The organism is Rhizobium nepotum 39/7, assembly GCF_000949865.1.
Classification (GTDB): domain Bacteria; phylum Pseudomonadota; class Alphaproteobacteria; order Rhizobiales; family Rhizobiaceae; genus Agrobacterium; species Agrobacterium nepotum.
In genome coordinates this window covers 1-15,465 of record NZ_JWJH01000004.1, presented here as the reverse complement: position 1 = coordinate 15,465, position 15,465 = coordinate 1, and the positions used below count along the sequence as shown (strand labels likewise).

The window sequence follows — 15,465 nt, the reverse complement described above, 5'->3', positions numbered from 1 at the left end:
CAATCAGGCGCGCCGCCGTCTCAACTCAGAAATTTCGTCATTTCGATCGACGTCGTACGGTCATAACCGGCATGGGCGTTTTCAGCGGTCCTGACGAAACCCCAGGAAGCGAATCTGGCATGATTGCCGACAAGCTCGATACGTGTTTCCAGCCGCAGTGCCGGTAACGCCATTTCACGGGCCGATGCTTCGGCTCTTTCCAGAAGCATCCGGCCGATGCCCTTTCCCTGCGATTTTGTGGAAACACACAGCTTACCGACATAAAGGCTGGATGGCGGTTCCGGCCGGCAAAACAGGCAGCCCATTATCTCATCGCCGTCCAACGCCACGAAAGCGATCTCCGCCTTCGCCTTTTCCTCGAGATTTTCAAGCGTCAGGCGATGGGCCGACGACGGTGGGTCGATGACGCCATCCATATAGGCGAAGGAAGACATGATGAGCGCAAGCAACTCCTGCCAGCGACCAAATCCCTCTTCAATTTTTGCGATTTCGATCATGGTTTCTTTGTCTCGGGACGCCGCTTGTAACGGATAGTTTCGAAACGGGCCGCCAGGGCATCATATAGGAGCAGCCGGCCGATCAACGGCTCACCGGCACCGGTAATCACCTTGATCGCCTCCATGGCCATGATGGTGCCGATCACCCCGGTCAGTGCGCCGACAATACCCGTTTCCGCGCAATTCGGGATGAGCCCCTGCGGCGGCGGCTCGGGAAACAAATCGCGATACCCCGGCAGCAGTTTGCCGTCGGCACCCGCTTCATAGGGTTTCAACACTGTTACGGAACCATCGAAACGACCGACGGCACCCGTTACCAACGGCCTTTTCGCAGCCGCTGCGGCATCGGCTGCGGCATAACGCGTATCGAAATTGTCCGAGCCATCGATAAGGAGATCGAAGGATGGCAGATGGTCATGCGCCCAGACCTGCGAAAAGCGCTCCTCGTAAACGAGCGTGCGGACATGCGGATTGAGCCGGGTGATGGCTGCGCGGGCGCTTGCGGTTTTCAATTCACCGACCGTGCCGGTATCGTGGATGACCTGCCGCTGAAGATTGGACAGGGAGACCACGTCGTCATCGATCAGGCCAAGCGTACCGACACCGGCGGCTGCGAGATAATGAAGGACCGGCGCACCGAGACCACCAGCCCCGATCACCAGCACGCGCGCCGCTTTCAGCCGCTGCTGCCCGGCACCGCCGATTTCCGGTAAAAGAATGTGGCGCTTGTAGCGTTCTATTTCTTCCGGGTTCAACGGATCCATATCGCACTCCATTTTTTCGCATTCATGTCGTGATGCCCCCATGGGCGACATTGAAGAATTGCGCCCGGTCACCAAGGGCGGAGAACATCGCCACATCCGTGCCGGTCATGAAACTCTGGCCGCCAAGCGCGTGAATGAGATCGAACAGGGCGGCACGCCTTCCCTCATCCAGATGGGCAGCAATCTCGTCCAGCAGCAGAACCGGCGCATGGCCGGTCATATTGGCGGTGAGTTGCGCATGGGCAAGCACCAGCCCCACCAGAAGCGCCTTCTGCTCCCCGGTGGAACAACGCTCAGCCTCCATGTTCTTTTCCGCATGGCGCACGAAGAGATCGACGCGGTGCGGCCCATCGAGCGTGCGGCCCGCCGCAGCGTCACGATATCGGCCCTCGCGCAACATAAGCCTGTACTCATCTTCCAGATCCACGGCGGGCCGGTTGAGCACGTCGTCCATGAAACCCGAAAGCGAAAGCGCTGCCGACGGGAAGGCCGCATTGCCGGCTCGCCCTTCGATGAGGCTCTTCAAAAGGCCGAGCATTTCATAACGGGCGACCGCCATGGAGATGCCGAGTTCCGCCATCTGCTTTTCGATGCCGTCCAGCCAGACCGGATCGAAGCGGCCTTCCGAAAGCAGGCGGTTGCGGCCGCGCATGGCCTTATCGAAGTCACTTGCCCGCCGCCCGTGGGCGGGATCGAGCGACAGCACCAGCCGATCGAGGAAACGCCGGCGATCCGAAGACGAACCGGTAAAAAGGCCGTCCATGGCGGGCGTCAACCACAGCACCCGCAGATGATCCGTCAATTCATCGACCGACTTCACCGAAGTCCCGTTCAGCCTCAGGCGGCGCGACACCACTTCGCCATCACCTTCGATCCCGGTGCCGATGGCGACTTCACCATCCATGCCGTCAACATCGGCAAAAATCGAGAACCCGGCAGCCTCCGCCCCTACCCGCGTCACATCGGACAGGGTGGCACGGCGCAGGCCTCTTCCGGGCGAAAGAAAGGAAACGGCCTCCAGGAGATTGGTCTTGCCGGAACCGTTATCGCCCGTCAGCACCACATGGCGGTCATCGAGCGTAAGCGCCGCCGCCGCATAGTTGCGGAAGTCCGTAAGTTTCAGCCGTAAAAGCGACACCTTATTCGTCATCTTTACGGCCTAAAACGAAGATGGATGGATGGCAAGGTGGGGAAGGCCCCGTCTGCATCGAAGATGCGCCAGAGTGGCGCAATCCATTCTCCAGTAGCAACTTTTTTAGTGTCCGGTTATTTATGAGCCGTTCCTCGCAACGGTGGCCCCCATTCATGCGCCTGATTTTTTCGCTCCTTCTCGCTTTTGGCCTCCTTTCATCCTGCGCGGGTAGGCCGGGAGCGGACGTACTGCAGGCAATAAACACCAAGACCAGCGATACTAAAATCGTGACCGCGTATGTGGCGAGCACGCGGGAAAAAAACAAGGAAGCGAAAAAGGGGTTCGGCACCGAGCGGGCGACCGAGCCGAATTACGCACGCTTCGACGTCTCCATTCCGCCCAACCATAAAAGCGGGAAAGTCGAATGGTCCCAGGGCAAGCCGGACCCGAAAAGGGATTTTGTCGTCACCAAGGCCGACATGTTGACGAAAGCGCGCTTCAACGCCGATCTTGGAGATGTCACGCGATCCGGCAAGCAGATCGCCCTTTTTGTGCATGGCTATAATTACAGCTATCAGGAAGCCCTGTTCCGCGCGGCACAAATGGCCGCCGATGCCAATATTGACGGCGTGCCGCTGGTCTTTTCCTGGCCGTCGCAGGCCAACCTCACCGGTTACGTGGCCGACAAGGAATCTGCGACCTATTCGCGTGACGCGCTCGCCGCGGTACTGACCGACCTTACCCGGCAGACGCCACGTAAAAGCATCATCGTCTTCGGCCACAGCATGGGCGGCTGGCTGGTGATGGAGGCGCTGCGGCAATTGCGCTTCGAAGGTCGGAGCGACGTGATCGCCAAGCTCCAGGTGGTGCTGGCCGCGCCGGATATCGATGCCGATGTGTTCCGCAAGCAGATCGAGGTGGTCGGGCGGCTCAACCCGCCGCTCACCGTTCTGGTATCCAAGGACGACCGCGCCCTGAAAGCATCTTCCATACTGGGCGCGGATGTTACCCGCATCGGCGCGCTGGATGTCACCGACCATCAGGTGCAGGAAGCCGCCCTGAAAGAAGGCGTGCAATTCGTCGACATCTCCAATCTGGAGGCGTCGGACCCGCTCAATCACGACCGCTATGCCGCACTGGCCTCCATGGTTCCGCAACTTGAGGCAAGCAGGCGCGGAAGCGGCATCAACAGTGCGGGAGCCTTCGTTTTCGATGCGATCGGGGCAACCGTATCCAGCCCCTTCCGCCTTGCGAGCCAGGTGGTGAACCCGCGATAGTTTTTGCGGGTTCTCAAGCATTTTCAATAAAAGTGCGCAGCGGTTTTACGTCCGGAATATGCGTAAAAACAAAGAGACGCGCGTCCGACTTCAGAAATCCCAATCCTCATCTTCCGTCGCGACCGCCTTGCCGATGACATAGGACGAGCCGGAGCCAGAGAAGAAGTCGTGGTTCTCGTCGGCATTGGGCGAGAGCGCCGACAGGATCGCCGGATTGACCCGGCAGGCCTCGGCGGGAAACAGCGCCTCGTAACCCAGATTCATCAGGGCCTTGTTGGCGTTGTAATGCAGGAACTGCTTGACGTCCCCGGTCAGGCCGACACTATCATAGAGGTCTTGCGTATATTTCGCCTCGTTGTCGTAAAGCTCGAGCAAGAGATCGAAGGCGAAATCCTTGATCTCCTGTTTTTCGCTCTCGCCCAGACGCTCCAGCGCCCGCTGGAACTTGTAGCCGATGTAATAGCCGTGCACGGCCTCGTCGCGGATGATGAGGCGGATCAGATCCGCCGTGTTGGTGAGCCTCGCACGGCTTGACCAGAACATCGGCAGGTAGAAGCCGGAATAGAACAGGAAGCTCTCCAGGAACACGCTGGCGACCTTCATTTTCAGCGGATCGCCGCTGTCATATTCGCGCATGATGAGTGCGGATTTACGTTGCAGGAACTCGTTTTCCTCCGACCAGCGATAGGCGTCGTCAACGTCCGGCGTGGAGCAGAGCGTCGAGAAAATCGAGGAATAGGAGCGGGCGTGGACGGCCTCCATGAAGGAGATGTTCGAAAGCACCGCCTCCTCATGCGGCGTGGCGGCGTCCGCCATCAGGCGCACGGCGCCGACGCCGTTCTGGATCGTGTCGAGCAATGTCAGCCCGGTGAAGACGCGGATCGTCAGTTTCTGCTCTTCCGGCTTCAGCGTTCCCCAGGAGGGAATATCGTTGGAGAGCGGCACCTTTTCCGGAAGCCAGAAGTTCGATGTCAGACGGTTCCAGACTTCGAGATCCTTGTCGTCCTCGATGCGGTTCCAATTAACCGCGCGAATGCGGGACACGGATTTTACGGCAATGTTCATGGTCAGTCCCTCAATTCAGAGCGCGCAGGAGACGCAGCCCTGAACCTGCGTGCCTTCCAGCGCCATCTGGCGCAAACGAATGTAATAGATTGTCTTGATGCCCTTCTTCCAGGCGTAGATCTGCGCCCGGTTGATATCGCGTGTCGTTGCCGTATCGCGGAAGAACAGCGTCAGCGACAGGCCCTGATCGACATGCTGGGTGGCCGCCGCATAGGTATCGATGATCTTTTCCGGGCCGATTTCGTAGGCGTCCTGATAATATTCGAGATTGTCGTTCGAAAGATAGGAAGCCGGGTAATAAACACGGCCGATCTTGCCTTCCTTGCGGATTTCGATCTTCGAGACGATCGGATGGATCGAGGAGGTCGAATGGTTGATATAGGAGATCGAGCCGGTCGGCGGAACGGCCTGAAGGTTCTGGTTATAGAGACCCGATGTCATGACGGCCTGCTTCAACGCCTTCCAGTCCTCCTGCGTCGGAATGGAAATGCCGGCTTTTTCGAACAGGTCGCGGACCTTCTCTGTCGCGGGCAGCCATTCGCGGTCGGTATATTTGTCGAAATATTCGCCCGAGGCGTATTTGGAGTTTTCAAAGCCCTTGAAGCTCTGGCCCCTCTCTGCGGCAAGGCGGTTGCTGGCGCGGATGGCGTGATAGGTCACCGTGTAGAAATAGATATTGGTGAAATCGATGCCTTCTTCGGAACCGTAGAAAATCCGCTCGCGCGCCAGATAGCCGTGCAGGTTCATCTGGCCAAGGCCGATGGCGTGGCTGGCGTCATTGCCCTTTTCCACTGACGGAACCGAGGAGATGTGGCTCATATCCGAAACCGCCGTCAGCGCCCGGATGGATGTTTCGATCGTCTTGCCAAAATCGGCCGAATCCATCGCCGAGGCGATATTGAGCGAGCCAAGATTGCAGGAAATATCCTTGCCCATATGGCTGTAGGAGAGATCGGCATTGAACTCGCTCGCCTCGCTGACCTGCAGGATTTCCGAGCAGAGATTGCTCATGCTGATACGGCCGGCGATCGGATTGGCGCGGTTCACCGTATCTTCGAACATGATGTAGGGATAACCGCTTTCGAACTGGATTTCGGCGATCACCTGAAAGAACTCGCGCGCCTTCATCTTCTTCTTGCGAATGCGGCTGTCGGCGACCATTTCCTGATATTTTTCGCTGACCGAAATCTCGGTAAGCGGCACGCCATAGACCCGCTCCACATCATAGGGCGAAAACAGGTACATATCCTCGTTGTTCCTGGCGAGTTCGAAGGTGATATCCGGGATCACCACGCCAAGCGACAGGGTCTTGATGCGGATTTTTTCGTCGGCGTTTTCCCGCTTCGTATCGAGGAAACGCATGATATCCGGATGGTGGGCATGCAGATAGACCGCGCCAGCACCTTGGCGCGCGCCAAGCTGGTTGGCATAGGAAAAGCTGTCTTCCAACAGCTTCATGACAGGGATGACGCCGGAAGACTGGTTTTCGATATGCTTGATCGGTGCGCCTGCTTCACGAATATTGGTCAGCGACAACGCTACGCCGCCGCCGCGCTTGGAAAGCTGCAAGGCCGAATTGATGGACCGGCCGATGCTTTCCATATTGTCTTCCACGCGCAGCAGAAAACACGAGACCAGTTCACCGCGGCTCTTTTTGCCCGCGTTGAGAAATGTGGGGGTTGCCGGCTGGAAGCGGCCGGAGATGATCTCATCGACCAGATCGCGGGCAAGCTGCTCATCGCCACGCGCCAGAGCCAGCGCCACCATGCAGACGCGGTCCTCGTAACGCTCCAGATAGCGCTTTCCGTCGAAAGTCTTCAGCGTATAGGAGGTGTAATATTTGAAGGCGCCGAGAAAGGTCGGAAAGCGAAACTTTCTGGCATAGGCCTCATCGTAAAGGTCGCGGACGAAATTAAAGGAATACTGATCCAGAACGTCGCGCTCGTAATATCCCTCGGTCACCAGATAATCGAGCTTTTCGCGAAGGTTATGGAAAAAGACGGTATTCTGGTTGACGTGCTGGAGGAAATATTGCCGCGCGGCAAGGCGGTCCTTGTCGAGCTGGATTTTCCCCTCAGCGTCATAGAGGTTCAGCATCGCGTTCAGCGCGTGATAGTCCACGCCCACGTCCAGGGATTTATGGGGGGCGGATGCCTGCTGTTTGACATCCTTGTTAAGCGCGGCATTCGAGGTCAGCGTGTCCAAAATCGTTCCAATCCATGGTTGACGTTGGCGACATCTTCCTCCGTGCCGAGAAGCTCGAAGCGATAGAGAAACGGCACCGCGCATTTACGCGACACGATATCTCCGGCAGATGCGAAAGCTGCGCCAAAATTCGTATTTCCCGCCGCGATGACGCCGCGAATGAGATTTCGGTTCGAGGGCTCGTTCAAAAACCGGATGACCGGCTTCGGTACCGCACCTTTTGTGCCGCCCCCGCCATAGGTTGGGGTGACGAGCACATAGGGCTCCGAGACGTGCGGCACGTCCTCCTCGGTGCCAAGCGGCAGGCGAAGCACCCGTCGTCCAAGTTTTTGAAGGAAGCGATGAGTGTTTTCAGACCGGCTGGAATAATAGACGATCAGCCCCATAGCGCTGCCTCCTCAGCAGATCGAGCCGATCATGTCCGGCCGGAAACCCGCCCAATGGCGTTCGCCGGCAACGACCACGGGAACCTGCATGTAACCAAGGCCTCGAACGTGATCGAGCGCGTCCGCATCTTCGGAGATGTCGATGATCTCGTAGCTGACGCCGATACGGTCAAGCGCGCGATAGGTGGCGGTGCACTGAACGCAAGCGGGTTTGCTGTAAACGGTAACGGTCATTGTTTCCTCTTTCAAAGCCGATTTCGGACACGGCTTCACATTGCCGATTGCAATCGCAATCGGGTGGGGATGGTGTTCTGTCATCAGAAAAGGCGTGCGGCTCCAGCCGCATAGGCTCACTCTCTACGCCGACGAGCGCAGGAACTCAAAAAAATGCACTGGCATGACTTCACCCCGAAGCTTGTTCTGGAGGGGCAGAAAAGGGCGCACGCAATTCATTTGCGTCATACACCTTCCTTCCGGACACCCCGCCCGTGGACGTTTTCGCTCAAGGCAGGTCTCCTGACTTGCGGGTCACAACATCTATTCCGGCCTTCCCGCAGCTTTCGGCTCCAGTGACCCAAATTGGAACGATGCTCACCGCTTACAGTTGCGGGGGCAGTCTCGGCATTACTCCGCCATGATGGCGTTGCGCACCGAATTCCCATCTTAGCTCCCAACTCTTGCGAATCGGAAGAACCTTGAACACCACATATAGTATATGAGGATTTTTTTTCGTCAATAAATAGACATACGAAAGCCCTGCCCGTGGATCAAAAAGATTCAACACATGGTCAATAAAGGCTTAACGGAAAATGCTGGCCGCCGCTGCGGAAGGTTGGCTTATTCCCAGATATCGATGTGAATATCGGCGGGCCGGGAGTTCTCGATCACCCGTTTTCCATTGGGAAGATCGTTTTCGAAAAGTTTGGCATGGATCTCAGTCGTATCGAGGCCATAGCCCTGCCATCTTTTCAACAGGCGCTCCTCGAGCACTGCGACGGATGGACCCACGAGGATGGTGAGATCGAAACTGGTGGAGAGCTTTGTCCACGGCGCTTCGTTCAGCAGCAGATAGTTGCCTTCGGCAAGAATGAAGCGTGTCTCCGGCGCGATGGCGCGGGCAGAGGCAATGGCTATTTCGCGGGAGCGGTCGAAAACCGGGACAAGAACCTCCTGCCCGCCCTCACGGACGGCGGAGACGATATCGAGGAAACCGCGCACGTCGAAGGTTTCAGGCGCGCCCTTTCGCGGTAAAAGCCCCCGTTCCTCGAGAATGCCATTGTCCATATGGAAGCCGTCCATCGGCAGGACAGCTGCCGCCTCGCCCCGCTTCACGAGGGCATCGCACAGGGCATCCGCCAGTGTGGATTTGCCGGCCCCAGGGGGACCGGCAATGGCAATAATGAAACGGGATTTATCCTGCGCCCGCCGAAGAACGTCTTCGGCGATCGTTTCAAGCTTCAGCGTCATGCGGCGAGCGTTTCCTTTGGCGCTTCCTTGGCGCCGGTCATGAAGGCGACGGCGTCGGACATGGTGTAGTCCTTCGGATTGATGACGCACAGACGCTTGCCTAGCCGGTGGATATGGATGCGGTCCGCAACCTCGAAAACATGCGGCATGTTGTGCGAGATGAGAACGATCGGCAGACCGCGCGAGCGCACATCCAGAATAAGCTCGAGAACGCGGCGGCTTTCCTTGACGCCGAGTGCCGCCGTCGGCTCGTCAAGAATGACGACCTTGGAACCGAAAGCAGCAGCACGCGCCACCGCGACGCCCTGACGCTGACCGCCGGAGAGAGTTTCCACCGCCTGATTGATGTTCTGGATCGTCATCAGGCCGAGTTCCGACAGCTTCTCGCGGGCGAACTTTTCCATGGCCGGGCGGTCCAGCGCCCGGAACAGGCTGCCCTGAATGCCGGGTTTGCGGATTTCACGGCCGAGAAACATATTGTCAGCTATGGACAATGCAGGGGAAAGCGCAAGGTTCTGATAGACCGTCTCGATGCCCGCCTTGCGCGCCTCAATGGGCGAGCGGAACTGCACGGTCTGGCCTTCCAGCCTGATCTCGCCCTCATCGGGTGTCACCGCACCGGAAATCGCCTTGATCAGAGTGGATTTTCCAGCACCGTTATCACCGATGACGGCGAGGATTTCGCCCGGATAAAGGTCGAAGTCGGTATTGTCGAGTGCAGTCACGCGACCGTAGCGTTTGACGAGATTGCGTGCTGTGAGGATAGGTTCTTTTGTCATCAGCCTGCTACCTTTCTGATCCACTGGTCGATTGCGACAGCCAAGATGATAAGGACGCCGATCAACAGATAGGTCCATTGCGGGTCTGTTCCGATAAGCCTGAGGCCCAGCGAAAAGACACCAACGATCAGGGCGCCGAAGATCATGCCCATTATGGAACCGCGTCCGCCGAACAGCGACAGGCCGCCGATGACCACTGCGGTGATGGATTCGATATTGGCGAATTGGCCGGCAGTCGGCGATACCGAGCCAATGCGGCCGATGAGGGCCCAGCCGGCGAAGGCGCAGATAAGGCCGGAAAGCGTGTAAACCGTCGTCAGCATACGCTTGACGTTGACGCCGGCTAGTTCGGCAGCATCGGGATCGTCACCCACCGCATAAAGATGGCGGCCCCAGGCGGTGCGGTTGAGCACATACCAAAGCAGGGCAACCAGCAGAACCATGGCGATTACGCCATAGGTGAAGACGGCGCTGCCGATACGGATATTGTTGCCGAAGAATTGCAGGATGGGCGCCTGCTGAGCGATGTCCTGCCCGCGGATCGTCTCGTTGGCCGAATAGAGAAAATTGGTGGCCAAAACGATCTGCCACATGCCGAGCGTGACGATGAAGGGCGGCAGCCGCATGCGCGACACCAGCACGCCATTGATAAAACCGCAAAATGCGCCGACGGCGAGGCCACAAATAATCGAGAGTTCCGCAGGCAAGCCATAGCGGAAGGTAAACTGCCCCATGATGACGGAGGACAGGACCATAATCGCACCGACCGAAAGATCGATGCCTGCGGTCAGAATGACCAGCGACTGTGCCGCACCGACGATGCCGACAATTGCCACCTGCTGAAGGATAAGCGTCAGCGAAAAAGCCGAGAAAAACTTGCCGCCCAGGGTCATGCCGAAGACGGCCAACGACAGCACCAGCACGATCAACGGCACAGCCGCCGGGCTGGAATGCAGAAAGTGCTGGAATTTCTCAAGCAAACTCTTGTTATGCGTATCGAAAGCGGCGACCTGGGTCGAGCTTCCCGACAGCACCGTTTCAAATTCATTATGCGGTTGAGCCCGCACTGGCTGATCGCTCATGGATTTTCCTCCCGATCGCTCCATCGCATCATCCCCGAAACAGGGATCGCTCTCCAGAGGGACAATGCGTAGATTCAAACTGTTGAGAAGCGTGCCTCAGTTCCGTCCACGGATGCCCGGCGCGCTGTTTTGTTCCTGTCCGATCACCCAGATCGTGCCTTAAATCATTCCGGTTCAAGGGCGGGGGCAACATGCCCCCGCGGGTTTCAGCGGTGAGATATCAGCCCCAGCACTTCTTCAGGCCTTCTTTGGTATCGATCGAATCGAGACCCTTGACCGGCTTGTCCGTCACCAACGTCACGCCGGTGTCGAAGAAGTTCTTGCCGGCTGTCGGCTTCGGCTTTTCGCCCGTATCGGCGAATTTCTTGACGGCTTCCACGCCAAGCGCCGCCATCAGCAGCGGATATTGCTGAGACGTTGCACCAATCACGCCTTCCGCGACGTTCTTGACGCCCGGGCAACCGCCATCGACGGAAACTATCAGAACGTCCTTTTCGCGACCGACTGCTTTCAGCGCTTCGTAAGCACCGGCGGCTGCAGGCTCGTTGATGGTGTGGACGACGTTGATGGTCGGATCCTTCTGCAGCAGATTTTCCATCGCCGAGCGGCCGCCTTCTTCGTTACCATTGGTAACATCATGACCGACGATACGCTTGTCGTCTTCATCACCGATCTTGTTGATGTCCTTCACGTCGATGCCGAAGCCCTTCATGAAGCCCTGGTTGCGCAGCACGTCAACGGTTGGCTGGGAAGGCGTGAGGTTGAGGAAGGCGATCTTCGCATCCTTGGCCTTGTCGCCGAGGGAGCCGGCCGCCCATTTTCCGATCAGCTCGCCGGCCAGAAGATTGTCGGTAGCGAAGGTGGAATCGGCAGCATCGACGGGTTCGAGAGGCGTATCGAGGGCGATGACCAGAAGACCGGCATCGCGCGCCTTCTGCACGGCCGGAACGATGCCCTTCGTGTCCGATGCGGTAATCAGGATACCCTTGGCGCCATCGGCGATGCAGGTCTCGATGGCGGCAACCTGGCTTTCGGAATCGCCGTCGATCTTGCCGGCGTAGGACTTCAGCGTCACGCCGAGTTCTTTAGCCTTGGCGGTTGCGCCTTCCTTCATCTTGACGAAAAAGGGATTGGTATCGGTTTTGGTAACGAGGCAAACCGAAGTATCGGCAGCGGACGCCACGGACGCAAAAGAAACGCCAAGCGCGAGCGCGCCCAGAAGAGCGGAAACAGTTGTCTTCATTGTAATCCTCCCATTGAATATTTGAGTACCGTTACGGTTACCCGACGATCTCTTCTCCTCCGAGAATAACGACCGTTGCATAGATGGAACCATCAAAGGAAACGGCTGTCAATAAATAAATCCGATTGAATTATTAATTCCGTATGGCATTCTAATATGCGGCAGGGAGGAATATCGCCGCGTCGTTTACGTTGCGATAGCAAGATTGCCATAAAGCCTGGACGTATCGGTCGCGGCGGATATGGCGGGCGGGAGGATGAGACTATGACACAATCTGTCGAGACGGCGCCGCCCGCGCCGTCCACCATTATGGATATGAGCGGCGGTGCAAACCAGATCGGCGTGCGCGCTTATAACGAGCGGCTCGTGCTGTCTCTCGTTCGCCGCCACGGCGGATTGTCGAAAGCCGAAATATCCAGACTTTGCGGCCTCTCGGCGCAGACCGTATCGGTCATCATGCGCTCGCTGGAAAGTGACGGCCTGCTTATTCGTGGTGAAAGACTGCGCGGCAAAGTCGGACAACCTTCGACGCCGATGCGCCTCAATCCCGATGCCGTTTTCTCTTTCGGCGTAAAAATTGGCCGGCGCAGCGTCGATCTCGTGCTGATGGATTTTGTCGGCCGGATCAAGCTCAAGCTCCGCAGAACCTATCCATACCCCATGCCGGAGTGGATTTTACCGTTCGTGATCGAGGGCATAGCCGAACTCGAATCGAAGCTCTCACCGGCACAACGGCAAAAAATTGCCGGCGTCGGCATCGCTGCCCCGTTCGAACTGTGGAATTGGGCGCAGGAAGTGGGCGCGCCGCAAAATGAAATGGAGCGGTGGCGGGACGTCGATATCCGTTCGGAAATTGCGGACGGCATCAGTTACCCGGTTTTTCTACAGAACGATGCGACCAGCGCCTGCGGTGCAGAACTTGTTTTTGGCGCGGGCCAGAACTATCCCGATTTCCTATACGTGTTCATCGGTTCCTTCATTGGAGGCGGCGTCGTTTTGAATTCCGCACTGTTTTCCGGAAAGACGGGCACCGCCGGCGCAATCGGCCCCCTGCCGGTTCAGGGACAGGACGGCAATACGGTCCAGCTTCTGAAAATTGCCTCGATCTTCGTTCTGGAAAACATGCTACGCGAACGCGGCATCGATCCGCGCCCCCTGTGGTTCTCGCCGGATGAGTGGATCGATTTCGGCGAACCACTGGAAAGCTGGATCGGAAAAACCGCCGCCGCCCTGGCCCAGGCCGTCATCGCCGCAGCTTCCATCATCGATTTTTCCAGCGTCATTATCGATGGCGGTTTTCCAGACTGGGTGAGAACGAGAATCGTTTCCGCCACCCGACTTGCCCTCAAGCATCACGATCTTCAGGGCGTCACGCTGCCGGAGATCGTCGAGGGCGTCGTCGGCAGCCAGGCCCGGGCGATCGGGGGAGCAAGTCTGCCCTTGTTTTCCCGTTATCTCATAGACCAGAACGTTCTGTTCAAGGACACGACGGGGTGAAGCTTAAGGCCTCGCCGCCGTTTCCTTACCCGGCTATTTTCTGAATTTTTCTATCGGTCAGTCGCCGGCGGCATGCTGCATGATCGCGGTCAGAAAGGCCGGACCGTAACGTTCCAGTTTGGTGTCCCCTACTCCGGGTATCCGCGCCATTTCCGTCACCGTGGCCGGTTTCGCCGCAGCGAGCTCAACCAGCGTCTTGTCGTGGAAAATCACGTAGGGCGGAACGTTTTGCGCGCGGGCAATTTCCATACGCTTCGCGCGTAGCGCCTCAAAAAGGCTGCGATCAGCCTCCGGCAAAGCCGTCGACGCGGAGCTGCGAGGTGCCTGCTGTCGTGCCGAACGGGGTGCGGAGGGTATCCGCAACATCAGCGAAGGCTTTTCGCGCAGGAACCGCCTTCCGTCTTCGGAAATTGACAATCCGCCATGCCCGGACAGATCCACTTCAATCAGGCGCAGCGCAACCATCTGACGCAGAATGGCCCGCCATGTGCGATTGTCATGCTCTTTGCCAATCCCATAGGTCGTGATGCGATCATGCCCGAAACTGGAAATCCGCTCATCCTCCATGCCCAGCAATACACGGATGACATAGGCCTGGCCGAAACGTTCACCGGTGCGATAAATGCAGGAGAGCAGCTTTTGCGCGGCGATGGCTCCGTCAAACAGGTCCGGCGGTTCCGCACAGGTGTCGCAATTGTCGCAGGGCTCGCACCCGTCACCGAAATAGGACAACAGCACCTGCCGGCGGCAACCTGCGGTTTCCGCAAGGCCAAGCAGTGCATCGAGCTTCTGACGCTCCATATATTTGCGCTGATCGGCGGCATCCGACTCTTCGATAAAGCGATTACGCAATGCGATGTCTTCATAACCGTAGAGCATAAGCACCTCGGACGGCAGACCATCACGGCCGGCGCGACCGGTTTCCTGATAATAAGCCTCGATGCTGCCGGGCAGATCGACATGGACAACGAAGCGTACATCCGGTTTGTCGATGCCCATGCCGAAGGCTACGGTCGCAACGATAATGACCGCCTCGCCGTGCTGGAAGTGGGTCTGGTTCACCTCACGGGCGGCCTTGTCCATGCCGGCATGATAGGGCAGCGCGTCGCGCCCCTCTTCCCGCAGCCATGCCGCCGTTTCATCCACCTTGCGTTTGGAAAGGCAGTAGACGATGCCGCTTTCGTGCTCCCGTCCTTTGAGAAAGCGTTTCAGCTGCGCGCGGGGATTATCCTTCTCCATAATCGCATAACGGATATTGGGACGATCGAATCCCGCGATGAAGGCGTCGTTTTCGTCGATCCCGAGATGACCCAGAATTTCGGCGCGGGTCGGCTCATCGGCAGTCGCCGTCAGCGCCATGCGCGGCGTATCCGGGAAGCGCTCGATCAGCGTGTCGAGCTGACGGTAAGGCGGGCGGAAATCATGCCCCCATTGCGACAGGCAGTGGGCCTCGTCGATCGCGATCAGCGACAGGCCAATGGGCTGAAGCGCGTCCAGAACATCCGGCTTGAGAAGGGTTTCAGGCGCCGCATAGAGAATATCGACATTGCCGGCCCGCATCTCCCGCCACAGCGCCCTGCGCTCATCCGGCAACAGATCTGAATTGAGTGCTTCGGCCCGTACGCCGGCCTGACGCAGGGCAGCCACCTGATCGACCATCAGCGCGATCAGTGGCGAAACGACAAGTCCCATGCCATTACGGGCGAGCGCCGGAATCTGGTAACAAAGTGACTTTCCACCACCCGTCGGCATCAAAACGAACGCATTGTTACCCGCCATCACATGCCTGATGATTTCGGCCTGCTGCCCGCGAAACGCGTCGTAACCATAGACGGTCTTGAGAATCTGCAAAGGATCGGTGGTCACGGCGACTTTCTTCTGATCTGGACGGTTTGCGCATCATGGCCAAATCCATGTCTATCGCAATGTCGAAAGGCTGAATCAGCAGCAGAAAACGAGCGGGAATTGAAGGTCTGTGCTCACCCTGTTTCAACAGTCCCAGGCCGGGCGTATTTGTTTGGACTATTGTGGTGTTGGAAACGCAAAAGCCGCCCCTGAGGGCGGCGTTTGT

General features: G+C 57.9%; 14 protein-coding genes and 1 riboswitch. Of the genes, 2 read left to right on the top strand and 12 right to left on the bottom strand.

The features are described 5' to 3' along the window. Positions 1 to 20 precede the first annotated feature (20 nt). From RS75_RS04750 to recF, 3 genes are read right to left on the bottom strand one after another with little or no spacing between them, the layout of a single operon-like run. Positions 21 to 497 carry a GNAT family N-acetyltransferase gene (locus tag RS75_RS04750; protein WP_045017939.1) on the bottom strand — a complete coding sequence of 159 codons (477 nt, stop codon included), beginning with the start codon at positions 495 to 497 and terminating at the stop codon, positions 21 to 23. Next, positions 494 to 1,261, bottom strand: a complete 768-nt coding sequence (locus RS75_RS04745; protein ID WP_045017937.1) for a molybdopterin-synthase adenylyltransferase MoeB — start codon at positions 1,259 to 1,261, stop codon at positions 494 to 496. Before RS75_RS04745 ends, RS75_RS04750 begins: the two co-directional genes overlap by 4 nt. A gap of 22 nt (positions 1,262 to 1,283) precedes the next feature. Then, positions 1,284 to 2,411, bottom strand: a complete 1,128-nt coding sequence (gene recF / locus RS75_RS04740) for a DNA replication/repair protein RecF (protein ID WP_045017935.1) — start codon at positions 2,409 to 2,411, stop codon at positions 1,284 to 1,286. A gap of 155 nt (positions 2,412 to 2,566) precedes the next feature. Here recF and RS75_RS04735 point away from each other — a divergent pair, with 155 nt between their 5' ends. Next, entirely contained in the window at positions 2,567 to 3,670 is a 1,104-nt protein-coding gene (locus RS75_RS04735; protein WP_045017933.1) for an alpha/beta hydrolase, read from the top strand. A 90-nt stretch (positions 3,671 to 3,760) separates the two neighbouring features. Here RS75_RS04735 and nrdF read toward each other — a convergent pair whose 3' ends face one another. From nrdF to RS75_RS04695, 8 genes are all read right to left on the bottom strand, one after another. Further along, complete coding sequence (nrdF, locus tag RS75_RS04730; RefSeq protein ID WP_045017931.1) at positions 3,761 to 4,735, bottom strand: class 1b ribonucleoside-diphosphate reductase subunit beta; 975 nt, start codon at positions 4,733 to 4,735, stop codon at positions 3,761 to 3,763. Positions 4,736 to 4,750: 15 nt separating this feature from the next. Continuing rightward, positions 4,751 to 6,940: a class 1b ribonucleoside-diphosphate reductase subunit alpha gene (gene nrdE, locus RS75_RS04725; RefSeq protein ID WP_045017929.1), complete on the bottom strand. Its 2,190-nt coding sequence runs from the start codon at positions 6,938 to 6,940 to the stop codon at positions 4,751 to 4,753. Continuing rightward, on the bottom strand, positions 6,928 to 7,326 hold the full coding sequence (gene nrdI, locus RS75_RS04720) for a class Ib ribonucleoside-diphosphate reductase assembly flavoprotein NrdI (protein ID WP_045017927.1): 399 nt from the start codon (positions 7,324 to 7,326) through the stop codon (positions 6,928 to 6,930). Before nrdI ends, nrdE begins: the two co-directional genes overlap by 13 nt. 12 nt (positions 7,327 to 7,338) lie before the next feature. Next, entirely contained in the window at positions 7,339 to 7,560 is a 222-nt protein-coding gene (gene nrdH, locus RS75_RS04715) for a glutaredoxin-like protein NrdH (protein ID WP_045017921.1), read from the bottom strand. A gap of 255 nt (positions 7,561 to 7,815) precedes the next feature. After that, positions 7,816 to 8,039, bottom strand: a riboswitch (cobalamin riboswitch). Between the two features lie 124 nt (positions 8,040 to 8,163). Beyond that, positions 8,164 to 8,793, bottom strand: coding sequence for a nucleoside triphosphate hydrolase (locus RS75_RS04710; protein ID WP_045017919.1), 630 nt, complete (start codon positions 8,791 to 8,793; stop codon positions 8,164 to 8,166). Beyond that, complete coding sequence (locus tag RS75_RS04705; RefSeq protein ID WP_045017917.1) at positions 8,790 to 9,572, bottom strand: ATP-binding cassette domain-containing protein; 783 nt, start codon at positions 9,570 to 9,572, stop codon at positions 8,790 to 8,792. The genes RS75_RS04710 and RS75_RS04705 overlap by 4 nt, the downstream gene beginning before the upstream one ends. Beyond that, a complete protein-coding gene (locus RS75_RS04700) occupies positions 9,572 to 10,654 on the bottom strand; it encodes an ABC transporter permease (protein ID WP_045017915.1) in 1,083 nt (360 codons plus the stop codon). Before RS75_RS04700 ends, RS75_RS04705 begins: the two co-directional genes overlap by 1 nt. A gap of 220 nt (positions 10,655 to 10,874) precedes the next feature. After that, entirely contained in the window at positions 10,875 to 11,897 is a 1,023-nt protein-coding gene (locus RS75_RS04695; protein ID WP_045017913.1) for a sugar ABC transporter substrate-binding protein, read from the bottom strand. 264 nt (positions 11,898 to 12,161) lie between these two features. Between RS75_RS04695 and RS75_RS04690 the strand changes: the two genes are divergently transcribed. After that, positions 12,162 to 13,394, top strand: a complete 1,233-nt coding sequence (locus tag RS75_RS04690) for an ROK family transcriptional regulator (protein ID WP_045017911.1) — start codon at positions 12,162 to 12,164, stop codon at positions 13,392 to 13,394. A gap of 57 nt (positions 13,395 to 13,451) precedes the next feature. Here RS75_RS04690 and recQ read toward each other — a convergent pair whose 3' ends face one another. Then, a complete protein-coding gene (gene recQ, locus RS75_RS04685) occupies positions 13,452 to 15,260 on the bottom strand; it encodes a DNA helicase RecQ (protein WP_045017909.1) in 1,809 nt (602 codons plus the stop codon). Positions 15,261 to 15,465: the final 205 nt, after the last annotated feature.